Origin of the sequence: Anoxybacillus flavithermus (assembly GCF_002742685.1) — a bacterium.
GTDB lineage: Bacteria > Bacillota > Bacilli > Bacillales > Anoxybacillaceae > Anoxybacillus > Anoxybacillus flavithermus_E.
Genome location: NZ_PEDM01000001.1, coordinates 82,616 through 106,782, shown reverse-complemented (window position 1 = coordinate 106,782; position 24,167 = coordinate 82,616). Strand labels below are relative to the sequence as shown.

The window sequence follows — 24,167 nt, the reverse complement described above, 5'->3', positions numbered from 1 at the left end:
CCATTTTGGCTATTTTACCGATTGTGACATATCCTGCCCCGATTTTAGAAACCGTTTGCCAGCCGGTCACTATTTTTGACCGCAAGCTGGCGAAAATATTAAACGACATGTACGATACGATGATTGCGGCCGATGGAGTCGGATTAGCCGCTCCACAAGTCGGCATCGATCAACAAATTGCAATTGTTGACATTGGTGACCGTCATGGTCGTATTGAATTAATTAATCCGATCATCGTTGCACAAAGCGGTGAACAAATCGGTCCAGAAGGATGTTTAAGTTTTCCCGGTTTATTTGGGGAAGTGAAACGTTCTCAATATGTAAAAGTACGTGCGCAAAATCGCCGCGGTCGCCCGTTTGAAATCGAAGGCACCGGCTTTTTAGCGCGTGCGTTACAACATGAAATTGACCATTTACATGGCATATTATTCACATCAAAAGTGATTCGTTATTATGAAGAAGGAGAGTTCGAACAATGAACATTGTATTTATGGGAACACCTGATTTTGCTGTTCCGGTTTTGGAACAGTTGATCAAAGACGGATACAACGTCGTCGGCGTCGTTACGCAGCCAGATAAACCGAAAGGGCGAAAACAACAATTGACGCCACCACCTGTCAAAGTGACAGCGGAATCGTACGGCATTCCGGTACTCCAACCGACGAAAATTCGTGAGAAAGAACAATACGAGCAAGTCATCGCTCTACAGCCTGATTTGATTGTGACCGCTGCATTTGGACAAATTTTACCGAAACCGCTCCTTGAAGCACCAACGTACGGTTGCATTAATGTGCACGCGTCGCTCTTGCCAGAATTGCGCGGAGGAGCTCCGATTCATTACGCTATTTTACAAGGGAAGAAGAAAACGGGCATTACGATTATGTATATGGTTGAAAAACTAGATGCAGGCGATATATTAACGCAAGTGGAAGTGCCAATTGATGAGCGCGATACGGTCGGAACATTGCACGACAAATTGAGCAAAGCGGGGGCGCAACTTCTTTCTGAGACGCTTCCAAAATTGCTTCGTGGGGAGTTGACACCAATCAAACAAAATGATGAACAAGCGACATTTGCATATAACATTAAACCTGAACAAGAGCGAATTGATTGGACAAAAACAGGGGAAGACATTTACAACCATATTCGCGGCATGAATCCGTGGCCTGTCGCTTATACGACATATGGCGATGAACGTTGGAAAATTTGGTGGGGGGAGAAAGTACAGGCTTCATCACAAGCGAACCCAGGTACCATTGTCGCCGTTGAGCAAGACGGCATCATCGTTGCGACAGGGAATGACACGGCGATTAAAATTACTGAATTGCAGCCAGCAGGGAAACGGAAAATGAGCGCTACTGACTTTTTACGCGGTGCAACGATTGAAATCGGGAAAGTATTAGGAGGAACGAATGAGTAAGAAAAACGTACGAAATTTAGCATTAGATGTGCTAATCGATATCGAAAAAAAACGAGCATATAGCAATTTATCATTACATCATGTGATCGAAACGAACGAATTATCCGCCCAAGACGTTGCGCTTTTAACAGAGATAGTGTACGGCACGATCCAACGACGCGATACGCTTGATTACTATTTACAGCCGTTTGTGAAAGGAAAAATTGAGCCGTGGGTGCGCCTGTTGCTCCGAATGTCGCTTTATCAAATGGTATTTTTAGACCGGATTCCTGATCGCGCGGTGTTATTTGAAGCGGTAGAAATAGCAAAACGTCGTGGCCATCGCGGCATCGCTTCGCTCGTCAACGGCATATTACGTTCCGTTCAGCGTCAAGGATTGCGCTCATTTGATGACATAGAAGATGAAAGCGAGCGTTTAGCCATCGCGACAAGCCACCCGTTTTGGCTTGTGCGGCGCTGGATCGAACAGTTTGGCTTCGATGAAACGAAGCAGATGTGCGAAGCAAACAACTTTCCACCAGAACAAACAGCACGAGTAAACGTGATGCGCGCGACCGTTGGAGAAGTTATCGATCGTCTAAAAGAAGAGGGAATAGAAGCTATCCCTTCTTCCGTCGTTCCGATTGGCATTAAAATGACAAAAGGAAATGCAGCGAAAACGAGCGTGTTTCAAGAAGGGCTTGTGACGATTCAAGACGAAAGCTCGATGCTTGTTGCTTACGCCCTTTCTCCAACCGAAACAGACGTTGTGTTAGATTGTTGCGCGGCACCGGGCGGAAAGACGACGCATATGGCTGAACGAATGAACAACAAAGGTCGTATCGTTGCGCTAGATATTCACGATCATAAAGTAAAACTGATTGAGCAGCAGGCAAAGCGTTTAGGTTTGTCGAATATAGAAGCGAAACAACTCGATAGCCGTCAAGCACATACGCAATTTGCTCCTGAAACGTTTGATCGTATATTAGTTGATGCGCCTTGTTCAGGGCTTGGCGTCATTCGGCGAAAGCCGGAAATTAAATATGAGAAAAACGAAAAAGATATTGCGCAACTTGCTGCTATTCAGCGAAATATTTTACGGGCGGTCGCTCCGCTTTTAAAACGTGGCGGAACGCTTGTATATAGCACATGTACCGTTGATCGCGAAGAAAATGAGCAAGTCATCGCCCAATTTTTAGATGAGCATCCCGAATATGATCGCGACGAAACGCTCGCTTCGCGCCTGCCATCGTCAGTTGCATCCTATGTGCATGACGGCATGTTACAATTGCTTCCACATCACGTATTTAGCGACGGATTTTTTATCGCAACATTGAAAAAGAAAGGTGAAATGACATGAAACCATCCATTTACTCGATGCGTTTAGAAGACTTGCAAAGTTGGGTGGAACAGCAAGGAGAAAAGCCGTTTCGCGCCACACAAATTTTTGAATGGCTATATAAAAAACGAGTGACGTCGTTTGAAGATATGACGAATATTCCGAAAGCGCTACGCGAGCGGTTAGATGAACATTTTGTCATCACGACATTAAAAACGCTTGTACAGCAAACTTCCAAAGACGGAACGATGAAGTTTTTATTTGAGCTTCATGACGGTTATTCGATTGAAACAGTGCTTATGCGCCATGATTACGGAAATTCGATTTGTGTCACGACACAAGTCGGCTGTCGGATTGGTTGTACGTTTTGTGCTTCGACATTAGGTGGATTAAAGCGCAATTTACAAGCAGGTGAAATTGTTGCCCAAGTTGTCAAAGTGCAAAAGGCGCTCGATGAAACGAATGAACGCGTAAGCAGTATCGTCGTGATGGGAATAGGTGAACCGTTCGATAACTATGATGAGCTAATCAAGTTTTTAAAAACTGTTAACCATCCGAAAGGGCTGCATATTGGCGCGCGTCACATCACCGTATCAACGAGCGGCATCATCCCAAAAATTTATCAATTTGCCGATGAAAATATGCAAATTAACTTCGCGATTTCGCTTCATGCGCCAAATACGGAATTGCGCTCGAAGTTAATGCCGATTAACCGCGCTTATAAATTGCCAGAGCTGATGGAAGCGGTGCGATACTACATTGAAAAAACAGGGCGGCGCGTGACATTTGAATACGGTTTATTTGGCGGTGTGAACGATCAAATTGAACATGCCGAAGAGCTTGCGGAGCTCATTAAAGGATTGAAATGCCATGTCAATTTAATTCCAGTCAACTACGTACCTGAACGCAACTACGTTCGTACACCGCGTGAACAAATTTTTGCGTTTGAGAAAACATTAAAAAAACATGGCATTAATGTCACGATTCGCCGCGAGCAAGGGCACGATATTGATGCCGCATGCGGACAGCTACGTGCGAAAGAGCGAAAAGAAGAAACGAAAGCGTAAACGGGATACACATACAGAAGGGAGGAAGCGATACTCGCATGAGTGTCGTGCGTGTATGAAGGCGGTGTTTCAAACGGATGTCGGCAAAATCAGGTCGCATAATGAAGATAACGGAGGTGTTTTTATCAATCAAGCAGGCAACTATTTAGCCGTTGTTGCTGATGGAATGGGTGGTCATCTTGCTGGCGACGTGGCGAGTGAAATGACGATGACACAATTAAAACAATTTTGGGAAGAAACTGATGAAATGACATCACCACAACAAGCAGAAACGTGGCTAAAAGAACATGTCATGAAAGTAAACGAATCGCTCTTTCATCATTCGCAAACGAACGATCATTGTCAAGGAATGGGGACGACAATTGTTGCCGCTATTTGTACAAAACAGTTTGCGACGATCGGCCACATCGGCGATAGTCGTTGTTATTTGTTAAACGCAAGCGGATTTCAACAAATGACAGAAGACCATTCCCTTGTTAATGAATTAGTGAAAAGTGGACAACTATCAAAAGAAGATGCGGAATATCATCCGCGTAAACATGTGCTATTGCGCGCGCTCGGAACAGAGCAAGTAATTGAACTCGATGTAAAAACGGTCGCTGTCGATGAAGGAGATATGTTATTGCTTTGCTCTGACGGCCTTTCGAATAAAGTGCCTGAACAGACGATGGTAGACGTATTAACGTCTGATCGATCACTTGAAGAGAAAGCGCAAGCGCTTATCGACGTCGCAAACGAGCACGGTGGTGAAGATAATATTACGTTAGCGATCGTACAATTTGTAGATGTGGATGAAAGTAGGTGATCGCTCGTGCTCATCGGCAAACGATTAAACGGTCGCTATAAATTGTTGCAACTCATCGGCGGCGGCGGAATGGCGAATGTTTATTTAGCTAGGGATATGATTTTAGACCGCGACGTTGCCGTCAAAGTGTTACGTTTAGATTTTGTAAACGATGAATCATTTATTAAACGGTTTCGCCGTGAAGCACAAGCAGCAACAAGTTTAAATCATGAAAATATTGTCACGATTTACGATGTTGGAGAAGATGACGGCATTTATTACATGGTCATGGAATATGTGCGCGGCTGTACGTTAAAACAGTATATTCAACAACATGCCCCTCTTCCTGTTCAAGAGGCGTTACGCATGATGGATGAATTAACAGGGGCGATTGCTCACGCTCATCAAAACGGAGTCATTCATCGTGACATTAAGCCACAAAATATTTTAGTGGCAGAAGACGGAACATTAAAAATAACAGATTTTGGTATCGCTATTGCGTTAAGTTCAACAACGATTACGCAAACGAATTCGGTATTAGGATCTGTCCATTATTTATCACCAGAACAAGCAAAAGGCGGAATAGCGACAGAAAAATCGGATATTTATTCACTCGGCATCGTCATGTTTGAGTTGCTGACCGGTCAATTACCTTTCTCTGGTGAATCAGCTGTAGCCATTGTGCTAAAACATTTGCAAACGGAGACGCCGTCTGTGCGGCGCTGGAATCCGAATATTCCACAAAGCGTAGAAAATATTGTGTTAAAAGCGACAGCAAAAAATCCGTTGCATCGTTACAATAGCGCATTAGATATGCAAAAACATATTCGCACCGCTCTTTTGCCTGAGCGCATAAACGAACAAAAATTTACGTTGCCGACCGAAGATGACGACGAAGAAACGAAAATTATCCCGATTGTGAAACCGACCGCTTCTGCACCGTCAGAAAAGAAAGAGGACGTGCCTCCTCCAAAAGAAAAGCGTTCAAAAAAATGGCTCATTTTATGGGCGACATTTCTTTTCTTGCTCGTCGGCGCTGGGGTGAGCGCAGTCACATGGATTCCTGATTTATTTTTCCCAAAAGATGTGACGGTGCCTGATGTGACAAACAAAAATTATACAGATGCGGTGACGGAATTAACGTCGTTAGGTTTAAAAATCGAAAAAACGGTCGAGGAAGAACATGATGACATCGCAGAAGGATTTGTCATTCGTACGAATCCGCAAGCCGGAAAAGTCGTGAAAGCAGGTACAGCGGTAACGATTTATAAAAGTATAGGGAAGAAAAAAGTGGAGTTTCAAAATTATGTTGGCGAGCCAATCGATGACGTCGAGCGACAATTGCGATCGGCAAACTATTTACTCATCGATAAAAAACAAGTGTATAGTGACGAACCAGCAGGTACGATTATCGAACAATTCCCGCTTCCAGGCGAAAAAGTTGTACCGGAAGAAACAGAAGTGCGTTTTACCGTCAGCCTTGGGCCAGAAAAAATTGTTTTAAAAGATTTAACAGGATATACAGAAAAAAGTGTGCGCGATTATGCTGCAGACCAACAACTGTACGTCATCGTCAAACAGCAATATTCAGATACGGTCGAAAAAGGGCTCGTCATTTCTCAAACGCCACAAGCGAACGCAAAATTAGACAAAGGAGCAACTGTAACGGTCGTCATTTCTCTTGGAAAAGAACCAGTATTAACAAAGAAAGTCATCCAAGAAATTAGCATTCCGTACGAACCGCCTGTTGATGTAAACGAACCAGTCATGGCAGAATTATATATAGAAGACGAAAACTATTCGTTTGCTCAACCGTACAAACGTTATCGTTTAACAAGTGATGTGAAAGAGCGTGTAGAATTTGTCATTCAACAAGGAAAACAAGGGCGTTATCGCGTCGTCGTCAACGGCACGACGGTGCGTGAAGGCATCGTGCCATATCCAACAACACCTTAAAGGAGGGAAGGCATGGCGGAAGGAAAAATTATTAAAGCGTTAAGCGGTTTTTATTACGTGTTAAGCGAAGGTCGAGTGTATCAATGTCGTGGTCGCGGGGTGTTTCGCAAGCGGAAAGTGACGCCGCTTGTCGGCGACTACGTTTCCTTTCAAGCGGAAAATGAACGAGAAGGGTATATATTAGACGTATTTGAGCGGAAAAATGAACTTGTTCGACCGCCGATTGCAAATATCGACCAAGCGATTTTAGTGTTTTCAGCGGTAGAGCCAGATTTTAACCCAGCATTGCTCGATCGATTTCTCGTCTTAATTGAAGCAAAGCACATTCGCCCAATTATTGTTGTGAGTAAAATGGATTTAGTCGACGATGAAACGAAGCCACGCATCGAACAATATATTCGCGATTATCGTCAAATCGGATATGATGTGTTAGAAGTGTCGACGAAAACGCGGGCAGGGGTTGAATCATTACTCCCTTACTTTGAAGGAAACGTATCCGTCTTTGCAGGGCAGTCAGGTGTCGGAAAGTCGTCTTTATTAAATGCGTTACGTCCGGACTTACAGTTAAAAACGGGCGATATTTCCCACCATCTTGGACGAGGAAAACATACGACAAGACATGTTGAATTAATTGAAATCGGAGGCGGTTTCGTCGCAGATACGCCGGGCTTTAGTGCGCTAGAATTTGATGAAATCGAACTCGAACAATTGCCACTTTGTTTTCCTGAGTTTGTTGCTAGAAGCGGCGGTTGTAAATTCCGCGGTTGTACGCATACAGCGGAGCCGAAATGCGCGGTGAAAGAGGCGTTCGCATCGGGAGACATTCCTTCTTACCGTTATGAACATTACGTGAACTTTATCGAGGAAATAAAAGAACGAAAGCCGAGGTATTGAACATGATTAAAATTGCGCCATCGATTTTATCTGCGAATTTCGCCAAACTTGGCGAAGAAATTGTAGACGTAGAACGCGGGGGAGCGGATTATATTCATGTTGATGTCATGGACGGTCATTTCGTTCCGAACATTACCATCGGTCCACTAATCGTGGAAGCGATTCGTCCGGTGACGACACTCCCGCTTGACGTTCATTTAATGATTGAACAACCCGATCGTTATATCCCGACATTTGCGAAAGCAGGAGCAGACTATTTAACGGTACACGTTGAAGCGTGTCCGCATTTACATCGCACGATCCATCTCATTAAAGAACATGGTGTGAAAGCAGGAGTCGCGTTAAATCCGCATACACCGATTTCGATGATTGAGCATTTGATTGAAGACCTCGACCTTGTTTTATTTATGACGGTCAACCCAGGTTTTGGTGGGCAATCGTTTATTCCAGCAGTACTCCCAAAAATTCATGCGTTTTCAACACTCGTTCGAGAACGCGGGATTTCTGTTGAAATTGAAGTAGATGGCGGCATTCAAGCTGAAACAGCAAAACTTTGTGTCGAAGCTGGGGCAAACGTTCTCGTTGCGGGATCAGCCATCTATAATCAAAAAGATCGTGCCAAAGCGATTCGCACCATTCGTGAGGGTGTGTCATCTTGACACATCCTTCTTTCTTAGGGAGGTGAACATATTGATTATTCATCTTGTAGCAGGTGGTCCGCCAAGCTTCTTACCTCATTTACAAGCATATGACGGGGAAAATGTATGTTGGGTAGGAGTAGATCGCGGTGTTTTAGCGCTGCTTGATGCGGGAATCATGCCAAATCGGGCATTTGGCGATTTTGACTCGATTGATGAACTAGAGTTACAACAATTGAAAAACAGATTACCTCACATCGACATATGGCCATCGGAAAAAGATCAAACGGATACAGACATTGCGCTTGATTGGGCACTTGCACAACAAGCGACAAACATTCGCGTGTTCGGAGGAACAGGGGGACGACTTGATCATTTATTCGGCAACGTTCAGCTTTTGTTTAAAGGAAAAGATGGACAAATTGAATTAATTGATCGTCAAAACGTCGTTACGCTTTATCGAAGTGGAAAACATGTCGTTGAAAAAAAAGATGAATACCGATACATTTCATTTATTCCTATGACCCCGGTGCGTGCTTTAACGCTTCGTGGATTTAAATATCCGCTTGATGCACAAGATATACCGCTTGGATCAACATTATGCGTAAGTAATGAACTCATCCATCATTTTGGTACTTTTTCATTCACTGAAGGCATATTAATGATGATAAGAAGCAAGGATGAAAAATAACGCTTCGAGGTACGATTTGTGCGGAGATGAATATAATAGGAGAAGAGTGTGCACAGTAGGGGAGGGAATCATAGTGAAATTTTATACGATTAAGTTGCCGAAGTTTTTGGGTGGAATTGTGCGAGCGATGTTAAACTCGTTCAAAAAAGGATAAAAAGCACCAAATGATTGGTGCTTTTTTCTATTACACACGTTCTACTTTTCCGGATTTTAATGCGCGAGCAGAAACCCAAACGCGCTTTGGTTTTCCGTCAACTAAAATGCGAACTTTTTGAAGGTTTGCTTTCCATGTACGGCGGCTCGCATTCATTGCGTGAGAACGAGCGTTTCCGAATGATTTTTTCTTACCAGTCACAAAGCATTTTGCCATTTTGTTTCCCTCCTCACTTGCCAAACTACGTGCTCAAAACACTACTATAATTTATCATACATAAAAACGGATTGCAATACTTCCGACATACTCTTTCAAGAAAATAACCTTGACATCTGTTTTCTATTTCGGGTAAATATACTATGGGTAGGAACTTTTAAAAATAAGCCGAGTATAGTACAATGGCGTTAGCTACCTAACAAGAAAGGGGACTTGAGCGATGTCCATTGAATTACAAACGAAATACGGTCGTGTTGAAATTAGTAACGATGTCATTGCAGCAATTGCTGGAGGAGCGGCGGTCGATTGCTACGGCATTGTCGGGATGGCATCAAAAAATCAATTGAAAGATGGAATTGCTGAAATTTTACGTCGTGAAAATTTCGCAAAAGGTATTGTTGTTCGTCAAGAAAACGACGAGGTACACATCGATTTATACGTCATCGTTAGCTACGGCACGAAAATTTCTGAAGTTGCACATAACGTACAAACGAAAGTGAAGTATACGTTAGATCAAACGTTAGGTTTATCTGTTCATTCTATTAACATCTATGTTCAAGGGGTTCGTGTCACGAATCCGTAGTGAGGAGGAACTAGTCTGTGACAATGACAACATTAGATGGGAAACGCTTTGCACAAATGGTGTTGCAAGGCGCGACACATTTAGCGAACAATGCAAAAACAGTAGATGCATTAAACGTCTTTCCCGTTCCGGATGGGGATACAGGAACGAACATGAATTTATCGATGACGTCCGGTGCAAAAGAGGTAAAAAATCACGTATCCGACCATATTGGAAAAGTGGCAAGCGCGTTAGCGAAAGGGTTATTAATGGGGGCGCGTGGAAACTCGGGCGTTATTTTATCACAGTTATTCCGCGGATTTGCGAAAGCGGTTGAACAAAAAAGTGAAATCAATAGCAAAGAGTTTGCGGCAGCGCTGGAAGCGGGTGTGCAAACAGCATATAAAGCGGTCATGAAGCCGGTTGAAGGCACGATTTTAACGGTTGCAAAAGATGCAGCGAAGCGGGCAGTGGCTGTGGCGAAAAAAGAAGTGGACATCGTCGTTTTGATGACAGAAGTATTAAAAGAAGCAAAAGCGTCGCTAAAGCGCACGCCAGATTTACTTCCTGTATTAAAAGAAGTAGGCGTCGTTGACAGCGGCGGACAAGGTCTCGTTTTCGTATACGAAGGTTTTTTAGCGGCATTAAAAGGAGAAACGATTGCGGAATCAGAAACGTTGTCGATGGAACAACTCGTCCGCACCGAACATCACCGTAACGTGCAAAGCCATTTGAGCGCAGATGACATTGAGTTTGGATATTGTACAGAATTTATGGTGAAATTCGAGCAAGATAAAGTGGCGAAACATCCGTTTCAAGAAGAAACGTTCCGCCAAGATTTAAGCCGCTTCGGCGATTCGCTTCTCGTGATTGCAGATGACGAATTAGTAAAAGTGCACATTCATGCGGAACAACCAGGTGAAGTGCTCACCTATGCACAACGTTACGGAAGTTTAATTAACATTAAAATTGAAAATATGCGCGAACAGCATGCGAATATCGTTCACCAAGATGTGCAGCCGCCGAAAAAGAAAGAGCGCATGCCATACGGCATCGTTGCGGTAGCGATGGGGAATGGTATTGCTGAATTACTTAAAAGCATCGGTGCCCATGCGGTCATTGAAGGTGGGCAGACGATGAATCCGAGTACAGAAGACATCGTAAAAGCAATTGAAGAAGTAAATGCCCAAACGGTATTTGTTTTACCAAATAATAAAAACATTATTTTAGCAGCTCAACAAGCCGCTTCTGTCGCATCATGCGATGTAGTTGTCATTCCATCAAAAACCGTCCCACAAGGAATGACAGCGTTGCTTTCATTTAATCCTTCTGCCACAAAAGAAGAAAACGAGAAAGCAATGACCGACGCGCTTGCTCGCGTGAAAACAGGACAAGTAACGTTTGCTGTACGCGATACAAATATTGATGGTGTCGAAATTGAAAAAGACGATTATATGGGAATTGCCGATGGAAAAATTGTCGTATCTCATAAAGAGCTTACTCATGTGATCGAGACGTTACTTACGCATATGATTGGCGAGGAAGATGAAATTGTAACGATTCTCGCTGGTGAAGATGCGACCGAAGAACAAATGTCACACGTCCTTCAGTTTGTTGAACAACAGTTCCCGCACGTCGAAGTTGAAACGCATCATGGCGACCAACCGCTATATCCATTTATTTTTGCTATTGAATAAAGCAGATCGCTATCATTCACATACGATGAAAGAAGGGGAGTGTTCCCCTTCTTTTTCATGAAGATGACAAAGGGGAGAAACAAATGAAATATCGCAGTGTATTTGACATTATCGGTCCGATTATGATTGGTCCGTCAAGCTCACATACGGCAGGAGCGGTACGGATTGGCAAAGTAGCGCGCAATTTATTTGGGAGAAAACCAGCATGGGCGGATATTTTCTTTTACGGTTCATTCGCTGAAACGTATAAAGGACACGGGACAGATGTTGCCATCGTTGGCGGCTTGTTAAACTTTGATACGTTTGATGAGCGAATGAAAACATCGTTACACATCGCCAAGCAAGAAGGCATTCGCATCACGTTTCATGAAGAAGAAGCCATTCCGCCTCACCCCAATACAGCAAAAATTCGTCTCGGTGATGAAAAAGGGGAGCTCGAGCTTGTCGGCATTTCAATTGGCGGTGGAAAAATTGAAATCATTGAGTTAAACGGTTTCGAGCTAAGGCTTTCCGGTCATCACCCTGCCCTTTTAATTATGCATAACGACCGTTACGGTGCCATTGCAGGAGTAGCTAGCGTGTTAGCGAAATATGCGATCAACATCGGTCATATGGAAGTCTCGCGGAAAGAAAAAGGAAAACAAGCGTTAATGACAATTGAAGTCGATCAAAATATTGACGATGCGATTGTCGAACAATTAAAAGCGCTACCACATATTATTGACGTAACAAAAATTGTCGAGTAAAAGCGGCGCAAAGGGGAGATCACCATGTTTCGAAATGTAGCGGAACTCGTCGAACGAGCAGAACGAGAACAAATGAAAATTGCAGAAGTGATGATTCGTCAAGAAATGGAAGTGACTGAGCGCAGTCGGGAGGACATCATTGCGCAAATGGAGAAAAACTTACAAGTGATGGAACAAGCTGTCATACGCGGATTAGCTGGCGTTCGTTCGCATTCTGGATTAACAGGCGGCGATGCGACACGCTTGCAACAATATATTGCGCGTGGACAATTTTTATCAGGGGAAACGATTTTAGATGCGGTCAGTAAGGCGATGGCAACGAACGAAGTAAACGCAGCGATGGGAATGATTTGTGCAACGCCAACAGCAGGATCGGCTGGTGTCGTTCCAGGGACGTTATTTGCAGTAAAAGAAAAACTGCAACCGACGCGCGAACAAATGATCGAGTTTTTATTTACAGCTGGTGCGTTCGGATTTGTTGTCGCAAACAACGCCTCCATTTCTGGTGCGGCAGGAGGTTGCCAAGCGGAAGTTGGCTCGGCAGCAGGCATGGCAGCAGCAGCGCTTGTCGAAATGGCTGGTGGTACGCCAAGACAAGCGGCAGAAGCGATGGCGATCGCTTTGAAAAATATGCTTGGGCTCGTTTGTGATCCCGTTGCAGGGTTAGTGGAAGTACCGTGTGTCAAACGAAATGCAATCGGAGCAGCAAATGCGATGATCGCTGCCGACATGGCGCTTGCTGGCATACAAAGTCGCATTCCGTGCGATGAGGTCATTGAAGCAATGTTCCGTATCGGTCAGACGATGCCAGTAGCATTAAAAGAAACAGCACAAGGAGGGTTAGCGGCGACGCCGACCGCTCGCAAATTCGAAGCGGACATTTTCGGCAAGCCGAAGAATGAACGTGAGTGACGTACTACAACAAACAGTCACAGCGATTAAAGGAATTGGAGAAGAAACGGCGGCTGCGCTTCATGAGATGGGGATTGATACAATTGAACAACTGTTGTATCATTTCCCTTTTCGTTATGAAGATTATCGCATATGTGCGTTAGAAGAAGCAAAGCACGATGAAAAAATAACGATCGTTGGCAAAGTGTATAGTGAGCCTGTGCTGACGTATTATAGCCGCAAAAAGTCACGCTTAACGTTTCGTGTACTTGTTGACCGATTTTTAGTGACCGCCGTTTGTTTTAATCAACCTTATTTGAAAAAGAAACTGACTTTACATGAAACGGTAACGATTACAGGGAAGTGGGATAAGCATCGCCAAACGATAACCGTACAGCAGCTTCATATCGGTGAAATGAAACAACAAAAGGAGATTGAACCGGTCTATTCAACGCGTGGTGATTTAACAGTGAAAGGCATGCGTCGATTTATTGCGCTTGCTTTGCAACAATACAGTCATGCGATTGTCGACCCGTTGCCGAACGAGCTGCTCGAAACATATCGGCTCATATCAAAACGTGATGCGATACGAGCCATTCATATGCCGCTTTCGCACGAGCAGCTGAAACAAGCACGACGCCGTCTCGTTTATGAAGAGTTTTTACTTTTTCAATTAAAAATGCAAGCGTTAAAAAAATATCGCCGTGAACAGTCACCGGGCATTGCACATCGCTTTTCAGATGAACGGCTTCAAACGTTTATTCAGTCGCTTCCATTTCCGCTCACGAACGCACAACAGCGGGTTGTCCGTGAAATTGTTCAAGATTTAAAGTCGCCATATCGAATGAATCGGTTATTACAAGGTGATGTCGGGTCAGGAAAAACCGTCGTTGCGGCCATTGTATTGTATGTAGTATATGTTTCAGGATATCAAGGGGCATTAATGGTGCCGACCGAAATTTTAGCCGAACAGCACGCCGAATCGCTTCGTGCGCTCCTTGAACCGATGGGCATTCGTGTCGAGCTGTTGACGAGTTCAGTAAAAGGAAAAAGGCGGAAACAGCTCCTTGAACAATTGGTAGCGGGAGACATTCATGTTGTTGTTGGCACGCATGCCCTCATTCAAGACGATGTGAATTTTGCGAAACTTGGCGTTGTCATCACAGACGAGCAACATCGCTTTGGGGTAGAACAGCGCCGTATTTTACGTGAAAAAGGCCAATCACCTGATGTATTATTTATGACGGCGACACCCATTCCGCGCACGCTTGCGATTACGGCATTTGGAGAAATGGACGTGTCTGTCATTGATGAAATGCCAAAAGGAAGAAAAAAAATTGAAACGTATTGGGTTAAACACGACATGCTTGAACGCGTATTTCAATTTATTGCAAAACAAGTGGATGCAGGTCATCAAGCATACGTCATTTGCCCGCTTATTGAAGAATCAGAAAAACTTGATGTTCAAAACGCCATTGATGTTCATGCGATGCTGACGAACTATTATAAAGGACGATATCGTGTCGGACTGATGCACGGTCGTTTATCTTCAGAAGAAAAAGAAGAAGTGATGCGTGCATTTAGCGCCAATAATATTCATATTTTAGTGTCAACAACGGTTGTAGAAGTTGGCGTAAACGTCCCAAACGCAACGATCATGGTCATTTATGATGCAGACCGATTCGGTTTAGCACAACTTCATCAGTTGCGCGGACGAGTTGGGCGCGGACAAGCGCAATCGTACTGCATTTTAGTCGCCGATCCAAAATCAGAAACCGGAAAAGAGCGGATGCGCATTATGACGGAAACGAACGACGGTTTTGTGCTGTCTGAAAAAGATTTAGAACTGCGCGGGCCGGGCGACTTTTTTGGCACGAAACAAAGCGGCATGCCCGAGTTTCGCCTTGGTGATCTCGTTCACGACTATCGCATTTTAGAAGTGGCACGACAAGATGCAGCGCGCCTCATCGCTTCGCGTTCGTTTTGGCGCGATGAAACATATGCACTACTTCGCGAACATTTACAGCAATCAGGTGTTTTAAACGGTGAAAAATTAGATTAAAAGTTGTTGAAATGTGATTCTGGGTGTTATATACTACTATTAGTACCTAGTAATAATTCGGATGGTGGATCGAAAATGAGAAGAAATAAACGGGAACGGCAACGATTACTGCAAGCAACGATCGAAGAAAATCCTTTTATTACCGACGAACAGCTTGCCGAAAAATTTTCAGTCAGCATTCAAACGATCCGCCTCGATCGCTTAGAACTATCGATTCCGGAGTTGCGTGAGCGCATTAAACATGTCGCTGAGCGCACATTTGCTGACGAAGTGAAGTCGTTGCCTATTGAAGAAGTCATTGGAGAAATCATCGATATACAGTTAGATGAGAGTGCAATTTCCATTTTTGACGTAAAACAAGAACATGTGTTTAAACGTAATCAAATTGCCCGAGGACATCATTTATTTGCGCAAGCGAATTCGCTCGCAGTAGCAGTCATTAACGATGAACTCGCATTAACGGCAAAGGCAAACATTCGCTTTATGCGTCCTGTCAAAGAAGGTGAGCGCGTCGTCGCCAAAGCAAAAGTGAAAAATTTAAACGAAAACGGGCGCACAGTTGTCGAAGTAAATAGCTACGTAGGGCAAGAACTTGTCTTTCAAGGAGAATTTCATATGTACCGTTCAAACGTTGTTAAAAAGGATGGAGAAGAAAGATGAAAATCGCAATGGATGCCATGGGAGGCGATCACGCACCAAAAGAAGTCGTGATCGGTGCACAAAAGGCGATTGAGCATTTTCCCGATATTGAAATTACACTTGTCGGGAACGAGACGCTCATTCGCCCATACATAACAAATGACGAACGACTGTCTATTATCCATACCGAACAAGTCATTGAAGCAACAGATGAGCCTGTCCGCGCTGTTCGCCGTAAAAAAGAGGCGTCCATGGTATTAATGGCAAACGAAGTAAGCGAAGGACGTGCAGATGCTTGCATTTCCGCAGGCAATACAGGCGCTTTAATGGCTGCAGGCCTGTTTATCATTGGTCGGATCGACGGCATTGATCGTCCTGCACTTACCCCAACGTTGCCAACGATTGATGGAAAAGGATTTGTATTGTTAGACGTTGGCGCGAACGTTGATGCCCGCCCGGAACATTTATTGCAATATGCGCTCATGGGTGCGGCATATGCGGAAAAAGTGCGCGGTGTTGCTCGTCCGCGTATCGGCTTATTAAATGTCGGAACAGAGGATCAAAAAGGAAATGAACTAGCGAAAAAAGCGTTTCAACTCATACAACAGACGTCGTTAAACTTTGTCGGAAACGTAGAAGCGCGCGATTTATTAGAAGGAGTAGCTGATGTCGTTGTTACTGACGGGTTCACCGGCAACGTCGCGCTAAAAACGATCGAAGGAACGGCAATCGCTGTTTTCTCGATGTTAAAGTCAGCATTGACAAGCAATGTTGTAAGCAAAATGGCGGCGCTTGCGTTAAAGCCACAGCTTATGCAATTAAAGAAAAAAATGGATTATGCAGAATATGGTGGTGCAGCACTGTTCGGTTTACGGGCACCTGTCATTAAAGCGCACGGTTCATCGGATGCTCACGCCATTTTTCATGCGGTGCGCCAAGCGCGTGAAATGGTCGCAAACGACGTTATACAAACGGTGAAACAATCCGTAGCGGAAATAAAACAATAAGAGGTGACATGATGGGAAAAATCGCATTTATTTTTCCAGGACAAGGCTCACAAACGGTCGGCATGGGAAAAGAATGGGCGGAAAAAGATGAAAAAGTAGCATCTATTTTTCGCCAAGCGGATGAACGATTGCAAGTTTCTTTGTCACAACTCATTTTTGAAGGTCCACAAGACGTATTAACAAAAACAGAAAATGCTCAACCTGCATTACTCACGACAAGCATCGCGTTTTTGCAAAAGGTAAAAGAAGCAGGTATTGCTCCGCATTATGTCGCAGGACATAGCCTCGGGGAATATAGTGCACTTGTTGCAGCATCTGTGCTGTCATTTTCTGATGCCGTATATGCGGTGCGTAAGCGCGGAGAATTCATGGAAAAAGCAGTACCGTCAGGACAAGGAACGATGGCTGCAGTGCTTGGAATGGATGAGGCTTTATTACAACAAGTTGTTGATGAAGCTTCAACACAATCATCGCCTGTTCAATTAGCGAACTTAAACTGTCCGGGACAAATTGTCATTTCAGGGGAAAAAGAAGCGGTTGAGCGAGCGTCACAACTGGCGAAAGAAAAAGGAGCGAAGCGGGTCATTCCGCTTGAAGTGAGCGGACCGTTTCATTCCGTTTTAATGAAGCCTGCAGCGGACCAGTTTTCAGCGGTGCTTGACACATTGTCGTTTCAAGAAAGTGCTGTGCCAGTCATTTCGAACGTGACGGCTGAGCCGATGACAGATCCAACGGAAATCAAACGTCGTCTCGTTGAACAATTGTATTCGCCTGTTCGTTGGGAGCAATCTGTTCAGACGATGATTGATTTAGGCGTAAATACGTTTATCGAAATCGGTCCTGGAAAAGTATTAAGCGGTCTCGTAAAAAAAATAAACCGTCATGTCAACGTCTATTCGATTTTTGATGAAGCTTCGTTTATAGCGACGGTGGCTGCGGTGAAAGGGGAATAGAGATGGAAGGAAAAGTAGCGATTGTGACAGGGGCGTCACGCGGCATTGGGCGTGAAATTGCTTTGCATCTCGCTCGTCTTGGTGCAAAAGTGGTGGTCAATTATGCAGGGAGCGAAGCGAAAGCAAACGAAGTTGTCGCTCAAATTGTTGAACATGGTGGAGAAGCGTTTGCTGTACAAGCGGATGTTGCAAATAGCGAGGCAGTAGAGCGCATGGTGAAAGAAGTGCTTGAGCGTTGGGGACGCGTCGATATTTTAGTAAACAACGCAGGCATTACGCGCGACAACTTGCTTATGCGCATGAAAGAAGAAGAATGGGATGCGGTCATCAATACGAACTTAAAAGGGGTCTTTTTATGTACAAAAGCCGTTACACGTCCGATGATGAAACAACGATACGGTCGAATCGTGAACGTAGCGTCCATTGTCGGTGTAAGCGGTAATCCAGGGCAAGCAAACTATGTTGCTGCAAAAGCAGGTGTGATCGGACTAACGAAAACAGCAGCAAAAGAACTCGCCAGTCGAAACATTACGGTAAATGCCGTTGCGCCTGGATTTATTACGACAGATATGACAGACCAATTAAGCGAAGATGTGCGCCAAGCGATGCTGCAACAAATTCCGCTTGCCCGCTTCGGGAATCCAGAAGATATTGCCCATGTCGTTGCGTTTCTCGTCTCAGATGGGGCAAGCTATATAACAGGCCAAACGATTCATGTCGATGGCGGCATGGTTATGTAAAAATTCGTTTTATTTTCGGATATAATTCATTATAATAGCTTGAGGGGAGGTGAATAAAATGGCAGACGTATTAGAGCGTGTGACGAAAATTATCGTTGATCGCCTTGGTGTTGAAGAGTCACAAGTGACGCTTGAATCTTCATTCAAAGAAGATTTAGGAGCAGATTCACTTGATGTTGTTGAGCTTGTTATGGAATTAGAAGATGAGTTTGATATGGAAATTTCAGATGAAGAGGCGGAGAAAATTGTGACTGTCGGCGACGCAGTTAACTACATAAAAAGCCGTCTATCATAATAAGCAAAGTCCCGTTTTGTAAGCGGGGCTTTCTATGCTTTTTACGTTTATAGTTGGGGGTTCATATGCATGTCGAAGCAACGACCGTACATGAAATTTAAACAGTTTCAAGAGCAAATTGGTATTTTTTTTCACGATGAAAAATTGCTCATCCAAGCATTTACCCATTCATCATATGTGAATGAGCATCGAAAGCGGCTACATGAAGATAATGAGCGCCTTGAATTTTTAGGAGATGCTGTTCTTGAATTGACCGTTTCTCAATATTTATTTAAACATTTTCCGCAAATGAGCGAAGGGGAATTAACGAAACTGCGGGCAGCGATCGTTTGCGAACCGTCGCTTGTTACGTTTGCCCACGCATTATCGTTTGGTGATCTCGTTTTGCTTGGAAAAGGGGAAGAACTAACAGGAGGGCGCATGCGTCCATCGCTGTTAGCGGACGTGTTTGAAGCTTTTATCGGGGCGCTTTATTTAGATCAAGGGATCGAGGCAGTCGAGCAATTTTTAGAGAAAACGATGTTCCCGAAAATTCGCGAAGGTGCTTTTTCTCATGTGATGGATTACAAAAGTCAACTACAAGAACTTGTACAACGTGATGGCAGCGGAATTTTAGAATATAAAATTTTACAAGAGCGAGGTCCTGCTCATAATAAAGAGTTCGTATCGCGCGTATCGTTAAATGGCGAAGAGCTCGGCATCGGAGTCGGACGTTCGAAAAAAGAAGCAGAGCAACGCGCCGCACAAATGGCATTAGCTAAGCTAAAACAATCACAACAAGGCTGATCCAGTGCGAAAGGACAGCCTTGCTTATTGTTACATCTTTTAGATAAAGGGGGATATATGTTGTTCCTCAAACGTTTAGAAGCTATCGGATTTAAATCTTTTGCGGATCGCATTTCCATTGATTTTGTTCCAGGTATGACGGCGATCGTCGGTCCGAACGGAAGTGGAAAAAGCAACATTACAGATGCGATTCGTTGGGTGCTCGGGGAGCAATCGGCCAAATCGCTTCGCGGAGCAAAAATGGAAGACGTCATCTTCTCCGGAAGTGAATCGCGTAAACCGTTAAACGTTGCTGAAGTGACATTGACGCTCGATAATAGCGATCAATTTTTGCCGCTTGAATACGAAGAAGTAAGCGTCACAAGACGCGTCTATCGTTCAGGCGATAGCGAATTTTTTATTAATAAACAGCCTTGCCGCTTAAAAGATATTGTTGATTTATTTATGGATTCGGGTGTTGGACGAGAGGCATTTTCGATCATTAGCCAAGGAAAAGTAGAAGAAATTTTAAGCAGTAAAGCGGAAGATCGGCGCATGATTTTTGAAGACGCGGCAGGCGTATTAAAATATAAAATGAGGAAAAAAAAGGCTGAGCAAAAACTAAACGAAACAGAAGATCATTTGCAGCGCGTGCAAGATATTTTACACGAATTAAATCAACAGCTCGAACCGTTGAAACAACAAGCATCGATTGCAAAAGAATATATGGAGAAAAAAGAGCAATTGCAGACGTATGAAGTCGGTCTAATTGTCTATGAAATTGAGCAACTACATGAAAAATGGGAAGCACTAAAAGAGCAGCTCGCTTTACATCAACAAAGCGAAATGGAATTAGCGGCAACGTTGCAAAAAGAAGAAGCGCACATCGCTCAGTTGCGTCATGAATTGACAGCGCTTGATGAATCAATTGACGGCTTGCAGCAAGTATTATTGCTTGTGAGCGAAGAACTAGAAAAAATGGAAGGAAAAAAACAAGTATTAAAAGAGCGAAAAAGCAACGCGCATAAGCAACAGCAACAAATGGAACAAACGATGAAGCAACTTGCTGAGCGCGAACGTGTACTTGAAGCGACGATTGCCGAAAAAAAACAGCTGCTGCAACAGCTTCAAACAGATATGCGAACGCTTCAAGCACAATTAAAAGAACAAAACAACGTCCTTTCCGCTTACGGTCCGAAAGCGGAGGCAGAAATCGAACGATTAAAAAGTGAATACATTGACCTCGTTCATGAGCAAGCGACGTTAAAAAATGAACGGACGCACATCGAAGTCCAGTTGCAAAAAAATGAAGAAAAACAACGAAAGCTTATCGCCGCAAACGACGAGCATATTCGGGTATACGAGCAAATCGTTCAACAATGGGAACAAAAGCAACAACTCATTCAACAATTGCAAGGGCGCATCAATAAACAAGAACAAACGCTTCAAACAGAAGAGCAACAACTAACGGTGCGAAAAGAGCAATATCGAAAAAAAGAAACAACGTTATACGAAGCATATCAATACGTACAAAAAATGAAATCAAAAAAAGACATGCTTGAAGCGATGCAACAAGAGTACGCTGGATTTTTCCAAGGCGTAAAAGAAGTGTTAAAAGCGAAAGATCGCCTCTCAGGCATTCACGGGGCGATTGTTGAATTGATGACAGTACCATCTGAGCTAGAGACGGCCATCGAAGTAGCGCTCGGAGGATCGGCGCAACATATCGTTGTGAAAAATGAACAAAGTGCACGCGAAGCGATTCAGTTTTTAAAGCAAAATAAATATGGTCGAGCGACATTTTTACCACTCGACGTTATCGAGCGAAAGACGCTTCCTGCATCCGTTCGAGAAAACATTGCGAAACATCCAGCTTACGTTGGCATTGCTTCTGAATTAGTTTCGTATGAAGCAACATACGAAAATGTGATGACAAACATTCTTGGGACGGTCATTATTACGCGCGATTTAAAAGGGGCAAATGAGCTTGCTCGTCAATTGCAATACCGCTATCGTCTCGTTACGCTTGAAGGAGATGTAGTGAATCCTGGTGGAGCGATGACGGGAGGAACGGTAAACAAACAAACGAGTTCATTATTAAGCCGCACGCGTGAACTTGAAGAAGCGATAGCAAACTGGCGTCATGCTGAGCGAAAAACACTTGAACTTGAGCAGCTTGTGCAACGCGAAAAAGAGGCAATTGCACAAGCTGAGCAAAAACGAACAGCGCTTTATACCGAACTAGAGGCAAGTCGTATGGAGCTACAAGAAGAAAAAAGCGCATGGACCGAGCTTGATCTTCGCAAAAAGCATATGGACGAGCGACTCGCTGTATATCGTTACGAACGACAAACGCTTGAAGAAGAAAAGCAGGAGTTGACAGTTCGCCTTCACGATGTTGTGCAGTCGCTTCATAAACTTGAGAAAAAAATTGCCGACATTGATGAACAAGTAAAGGAATGGACAGAAAAAAAACAGCTCGAGCAACAATCAAAAGAACAACTGCAAGAACAGCTAACCGCCTTGAAAGTGGCGCTTGCTGAAAAGCAAGAACACGTAAGAAACGAAGAGCAGCATGTGCGTCGATTAATAGAAGAATGGGAAGAAACGAAGCAAGCGCGCACACAAATGACAGAGGAGCGCAATCAGCTTGTTCATCATATGAACAAACAAACGGAAGATGAACAACAGCTCGAGCGAATATGCGAAGAAAAAACGAAACAAAAAGAAGAAACGATTCAACTCATTGCTAGCCGACGCAAACAGCGGCTACATTATCAAACAAAGCTTGAGCAACTCGAAAAAGAAATAAAAGAATTGAAACGACAACATAAACAACTCACAGATACGTTAAAAGACGAGGAAGTGAAGCTTGCTCGTTTTGATACGGAACTCGATCACTTGTTAAACCGCCTTCGCGAAGAATACAAGTTGTCATTTGAAGCGGCGAAAGAAGCGTTCCCGCTCCATATCCCTGCCCAAGAAGCGCGAAAAAAAGTAAAGCTCATCCAACTTGCCATTGATGAGCTTGGAACGGTGAACCTTGGGGCGATCGAAGAATATGAACGTGTCTCCGAACGCCATCGCTTCTTAACGGAACAAAAAGAAGATTTACAACGAGCGAAAGATACATTGTATCAAGTCATTGACGAAATGGATGATGAAATGAAACGAAGATTTGTAACGACATTTGAACAAATTCGCACGCAATTTGCGCGCGTGTTCATCGAATTGTTTGGGGGAGGAAAAGCAGATTTACAACTGACCGATCCGAACGATTTGCTTCATACGGGTGTCGATATCGTCGCACAACCGCCAGGAAAAAAACTGCAACATTTAAGTTTATTATCAGGCGGCGAACGGGCGTTGACGGCGATTGCCCTTTTATTTGCCATTTTAAACGTTCGACCTGTTCCGTTTTGCGTGCTTGATGAAGTAGAAGCCGCACTAGATGAAGCAAATGTGCAACGATATGCGCAATATTTAAAGAAATTTAGCCACGAAACACAATTTATCGTCATTACTCATCGAAAAGGAACGATGGAAGAAGCCGATGTATTATATGGAGTAACGATGCAACAATCAGGCGTATCGAAACTTGTTTCTGTTCGACTGGAAGAAGCAGCTGGAAAGAAAGGATGAGAAACGGTGAGTTTTTTTAAAAAATTAAAAGAAAAAATTGCAAAACAAGCGGATACAGTAACGGAAAAGTTTAAGCGCGGATTAGAAAAAACGCGCGACTCTTTTGCGGGAAAAGTGAATGACTTAATCGCCCGCTATCGAAAAGTGGACGAAGAGTTTTTTGAAGAACTAGAAGAAATTTTAATTGCGTCAGATGTTGGTGTGGCAACGGTCATGGATTTCATCGATGAGCTAAAGATGGAAGTGAAGCGTCGCAACATTCAAGACCCAAAAGAAATGTATAGCGTCATTTCTGAAAAACTCATTGATATATATCAAGCGAGCGGCGATGAAACGACAGAATTAAACATTCAGCCAAACGGCTTAACGGTTATTTTATTCGTCGGTGTAAACGGCGTCGGAAAAACGACGACAATTGGAAAACTCGCGTATAAATTAAAAAACGAAGGAAAAAAAGTGATGCTTGCCGCTGGCGATACGTTCCGTGCGGGTGCGATTGAACAGCTTGAAGTATGGGGCGAGCGTGTTGGCGTTGAAGTGATTAAGCAATCGGCTGGCTCAGATCCGGCTGCGGTGATGTACGATGCCATTCAAGCGGCGAAATCGCGCAACGTCGATATTTTGCTGTGTGATACAGCTGGACGCTTACAAAATAAAGTGAATTTAATGAAAGAGCTTGAAAAAGTGAAGCGTGTCATTGAACGTGAAGTACCGGGCGCACCGCATGAAGTATTGCTCGTGTTAGATGCGACGACGGGACAAAATGCGATGAGCCAAGCGAAAACGTTTAAAGAAGCGACGAACGTCACCGGCATTGTACTTACAAAACTGGATGGAACAGCAAAAGGTGGCATTGTGTTAGCGATCCGCCATGAGTTAAACATTCCGGTGAAGTTTGTCGGCTTAGGAGAGAAAATGGACGATTTAGAACCGTTTAACGCCGAACAATTCGTGTATGGGTTATTTTCCTCGTTTATGGAACGAGAAGAGACGCAAGGAGAATGACTTGACAGTATCGGATAAAACATAT

The 24,167-nt window shown here is 43.8% G+C and carries 24 protein-coding genes; 23 read left to right on the top strand and 1 reads right to left on the bottom strand.

The window, feature by feature from the left end; translation table 11 throughout:
- The first annotated feature begins 5 nt into the window (after positions 1–5).
- From def to spoVM, 10 genes are all read left to right on the top strand, one after another.
- Complete coding sequence (gene def / locus CS060_RS00575; RefSeq protein WP_035047149.1) at positions 6–479, top strand: peptide deformylase; 474 nt, start codon at positions 6–8, stop codon at positions 477–479.
- Positions 476–1,420 (top strand): methionyl-tRNA formyltransferase, encoded by a 945-nt coding sequence (gene fmt, locus CS060_RS00570; RefSeq protein ID WP_035047143.1) that lies wholly within the window; start codon positions 476–478, stop codon positions 1,418–1,420. The genes def and fmt overlap by 4 nt, the downstream gene beginning before the upstream one ends.
- Positions 1,413–2,759 carry a 16S rRNA (cytosine(967)-C(5))-methyltransferase RsmB gene (gene rsmB / locus CS060_RS00565; protein ID WP_035047139.1) on the top strand — a complete coding sequence of 449 codons (1,347 nt, stop codon included), beginning with the start codon at positions 1,413–1,415 and terminating at the stop codon, positions 2,757–2,759. The genes fmt and rsmB overlap by 8 nt, the downstream gene beginning before the upstream one ends.
- On the top strand, positions 2,756–3,805 hold the full coding sequence (gene rlmN, locus CS060_RS00560; protein ID WP_035047134.1) for a dual-specificity RNA methyltransferase RlmN: 1,050 nt from the start codon (positions 2,756–2,758) through the stop codon (positions 3,803–3,805). The genes rsmB and rlmN overlap by 4 nt, the downstream gene beginning before the upstream one ends.
- A 55-nt stretch (positions 3,806–3,860) precedes the next feature.
- Positions 3,861–4,610: a Stp1/IreP family PP2C-type Ser/Thr phosphatase gene (locus CS060_RS00555; protein WP_035047130.1), complete on the top strand. Its 750-nt coding sequence runs from the start codon at positions 3,861–3,863 to the stop codon at positions 4,608–4,610.
- A gap of 6 nt (positions 4,611–4,616) precedes the next feature.
- Positions 4,617–6,545 carry a Stk1 family PASTA domain-containing Ser/Thr kinase gene (gene pknB, locus CS060_RS00550; protein WP_035047127.1) on the top strand — a complete coding sequence of 643 codons (1,929 nt, stop codon included), beginning with the start codon at positions 4,617–4,619 and terminating at the stop codon, positions 6,543–6,545.
- 12 nt (positions 6,546–6,557) lie between these two features.
- Positions 6,558–7,439, top strand: coding sequence for a ribosome small subunit-dependent GTPase A (gene rsgA, locus CS060_RS00545; RefSeq protein WP_035047125.1), 882 nt, complete (start codon positions 6,558–6,560; stop codon positions 7,437–7,439).
- Between the two features lie 2 nt (positions 7,440–7,441).
- Entirely contained in the window at positions 7,442–8,098 is a 657-nt protein-coding gene (rpe, locus tag CS060_RS00540; RefSeq protein ID WP_035047122.1) for a ribulose-phosphate 3-epimerase, read from the top strand.
- 31 nt (positions 8,099–8,129) lie between these two features.
- The gene (locus CS060_RS00535) at positions 8,130–8,768 is read left to right on the top strand and encodes a thiamine diphosphokinase (RefSeq protein ID WP_035047120.1); all 639 of its coding nucleotides are present in this window, start codon (positions 8,130–8,132) and stop codon (positions 8,766–8,768) included.
- Between the two features lie 73 nt (positions 8,769–8,841).
- Positions 8,842–8,922, top strand: a complete 81-nt coding sequence (gene spoVM / locus CS060_RS00530; RefSeq protein WP_003394991.1) for a stage V sporulation protein SpoVM — start codon at positions 8,842–8,844, stop codon at positions 8,920–8,922.
- Between the two features lie 30 nt (positions 8,923–8,952).
- Here spoVM and rpmB read toward each other — a convergent pair whose 3' ends face one another.
- Entirely contained in the window at positions 8,953–9,138 is a 186-nt protein-coding gene (gene rpmB / locus CS060_RS00525; protein ID WP_003394988.1) for a 50S ribosomal protein L28, read from the bottom strand.
- Between the two features lie 220 nt (positions 9,139–9,358).
- On the opposite strand from rpmB, the gene CS060_RS00520 reads away from it, so the two are divergent.
- From CS060_RS00520 to ftsY, 13 genes are all read left to right on the top strand, one after another.
- Complete coding sequence (locus CS060_RS00520) at positions 9,359–9,721, top strand: Asp23/Gls24 family envelope stress response protein (RefSeq protein ID WP_032099757.1); 363 nt, start codon at positions 9,359–9,361, stop codon at positions 9,719–9,721.
- Positions 9,722–9,738: 17 nt separating this feature from the next.
- Positions 9,739–11,397 carry a DAK2 domain-containing protein gene (locus tag CS060_RS00515; protein ID WP_035047118.1) on the top strand — a complete coding sequence of 553 codons (1,659 nt, stop codon included), beginning with the start codon at positions 9,739–9,741 and terminating at the stop codon, positions 11,395–11,397.
- 83 nt (positions 11,398–11,480) lie between these two features.
- Entirely contained in the window at positions 11,481–12,143 is a 663-nt protein-coding gene (gene sdaAB / locus CS060_RS00510) for an L-serine ammonia-lyase, iron-sulfur-dependent subunit beta (RefSeq protein WP_035047116.1), read from the top strand.
- Positions 12,144–12,167: 24 nt separating this feature from the next.
- Positions 12,168–13,055 (top strand): L-serine ammonia-lyase, iron-sulfur-dependent, subunit alpha, encoded by an 888-nt coding sequence (sdaAA, locus tag CS060_RS00505; protein ID WP_035047115.1) that lies wholly within the window; start codon positions 12,168–12,170, stop codon positions 13,053–13,055.
- Positions 13,048–15,096, top strand: coding sequence for an ATP-dependent DNA helicase RecG (recG, locus tag CS060_RS00500; RefSeq protein ID WP_099668639.1), 2,049 nt, complete (start codon positions 13,048–13,050; stop codon positions 15,094–15,096). Before sdaAA ends, recG begins: the two co-directional genes overlap by 8 nt.
- Positions 15,097–15,171: 75 nt before the next feature.
- Positions 15,172–15,756: a transcription factor FapR gene (fapR, locus tag CS060_RS00495; RefSeq protein ID WP_035047113.1), complete on the top strand. Its 585-nt coding sequence runs from the start codon at positions 15,172–15,174 to the stop codon at positions 15,754–15,756.
- On the top strand, positions 15,753–16,742 hold the full coding sequence (gene plsX, locus CS060_RS00490) for a phosphate acyltransferase PlsX (RefSeq protein ID WP_035047111.1): 990 nt from the start codon (positions 15,753–15,755) through the stop codon (positions 16,740–16,742). The genes fapR and plsX overlap by 4 nt, the downstream gene beginning before the upstream one ends.
- A gap of 11 nt (positions 16,743–16,753) precedes the next feature.
- Positions 16,754–17,695 carry an ACP S-malonyltransferase gene (gene fabD / locus CS060_RS00485; RefSeq protein WP_099668578.1) on the top strand — a complete coding sequence of 314 codons (942 nt, stop codon included), beginning with the start codon at positions 16,754–16,756 and terminating at the stop codon, positions 17,693–17,695.
- Between the two features lie 2 nt (positions 17,696–17,697).
- Positions 17,698–18,435 (top strand): 3-oxoacyl-[acyl-carrier-protein] reductase, encoded by a 738-nt coding sequence (gene fabG / locus CS060_RS00480; RefSeq protein WP_035047109.1) that lies wholly within the window; start codon positions 17,698–17,700, stop codon positions 18,433–18,435.
- Between the two features lie 58 nt (positions 18,436–18,493).
- The gene (acpP, locus tag CS060_RS00475; RefSeq protein ID WP_003394967.1) at positions 18,494–18,730 is read left to right on the top strand and encodes an acyl carrier protein; all 237 of its coding nucleotides are present in this window, start codon (positions 18,494–18,496) and stop codon (positions 18,728–18,730) included.
- A gap of 69 nt (positions 18,731–18,799) precedes the next feature.
- Complete coding sequence (rnc, locus tag CS060_RS00470) at positions 18,800–19,516, top strand: ribonuclease III (protein WP_035047107.1); 717 nt, start codon at positions 18,800–18,802, stop codon at positions 19,514–19,516.
- A 60-nt stretch (positions 19,517–19,576) separates the two neighbouring features.
- The gene (smc, locus tag CS060_RS00465; protein ID WP_099668638.1) at positions 19,577–23,137 is read left to right on the top strand and encodes a chromosome segregation protein SMC; all 3,561 of its coding nucleotides are present in this window, start codon (positions 19,577–19,579) and stop codon (positions 23,135–23,137) included.
- A 6-nt stretch (positions 23,138–23,143) separates the two neighbouring features.
- Positions 23,144–24,142: a signal recognition particle-docking protein FtsY gene (gene ftsY / locus CS060_RS00460; protein WP_035047105.1), complete on the top strand. Its 999-nt coding sequence runs from the start codon at positions 23,144–23,146 to the stop codon at positions 24,140–24,142.
- Positions 24,143–24,167 lie beyond the last annotated feature (25 nt).

What these genes read in the sequence shown, in the direction of transcription:
- fabD (WP_099668578.1), top strand. Translation starts at nt 16,754, where the DNA reads ATGGGAAAAATCGCATTTATTTTTCCAGGACAAGGCTCACAAACGGTC.
- fabG (WP_035047109.1), top strand. Translation starts at nt 17,698, where the DNA reads ATGGAAGGAAAAGTAGCGATTGTGACAGGGGCGTCACGCGGCATTGGG.
- plsX (WP_035047111.1), top strand. Translation starts at nt 15,753, where the DNA reads ATGAAAATCGCAATGGATGCCATGGGAGGCGATCACGCACCAAAAGAA.
- rnc (WP_035047107.1), top strand. Translation starts at nt 18,800, where the DNA reads ATGTCGAAGCAACGACCGTACATGAAATTTAAACAGTTTCAAGAGCAA.
- sdaAB (WP_035047116.1), top strand. Translation starts at nt 11,481, where the DNA reads ATGAAATATCGCAGTGTATTTGACATTATCGGTCCGATTATGATTGGT.
- rlmN (WP_035047134.1), top strand. Translation starts at nt 2,756, where the DNA reads ATGAAACCATCCATTTACTCGATGCGTTTAGAAGACTTGCAAAGTTGG.
- rpmB (WP_003394988.1), bottom strand. Translation starts at nt 9,138, where the DNA reads ATGGCAAAATGCTTTGTGACTGGTAAGAAAAAATCATTCGGAAACGCT.
- fapR (WP_035047113.1), top strand. Translation starts at nt 15,172, where the DNA reads ATGAGAAGAAATAAACGGGAACGGCAACGATTACTGCAAGCAACGATC.
- rsgA (WP_035047125.1), top strand. Translation starts at nt 6,558, where the DNA reads ATGGCGGAAGGAAAAATTATTAAAGCGTTAAGCGGTTTTTATTACGTG.
- CS060_RS00555 (WP_035047130.1), top strand. Translation starts at nt 3,861, where the DNA reads ATGAAGGCGGTGTTTCAAACGGATGTCGGCAAAATCAGGTCGCATAAT.
- rpe (WP_035047122.1), top strand. Translation starts at nt 7,442, where the DNA reads ATGATTAAAATTGCGCCATCGATTTTATCTGCGAATTTCGCCAAACTT.
- CS060_RS00520 (WP_032099757.1), top strand. Translation starts at nt 9,359, where the DNA reads ATGTCCATTGAATTACAAACGAAATACGGTCGTGTTGAAATTAGTAAC.
- fmt (WP_035047143.1), top strand. Translation starts at nt 476, where the DNA reads ATGAACATTGTATTTATGGGAACACCTGATTTTGCTGTTCCGGTTTTG.
- acpP (WP_003394967.1), top strand. Translation starts at nt 18,494, where the DNA reads ATGGCAGACGTATTAGAGCGTGTGACGAAAATTATCGTTGATCGCCTT.
- rsmB (WP_035047139.1), top strand. Translation starts at nt 1,413, where the DNA reads ATGAGTAAGAAAAACGTACGAAATTTAGCATTAGATGTGCTAATCGAT.
- sdaAA (WP_035047115.1), top strand. Translation starts at nt 12,168, where the DNA reads ATGTTTCGAAATGTAGCGGAACTCGTCGAACGAGCAGAACGAGAACAA.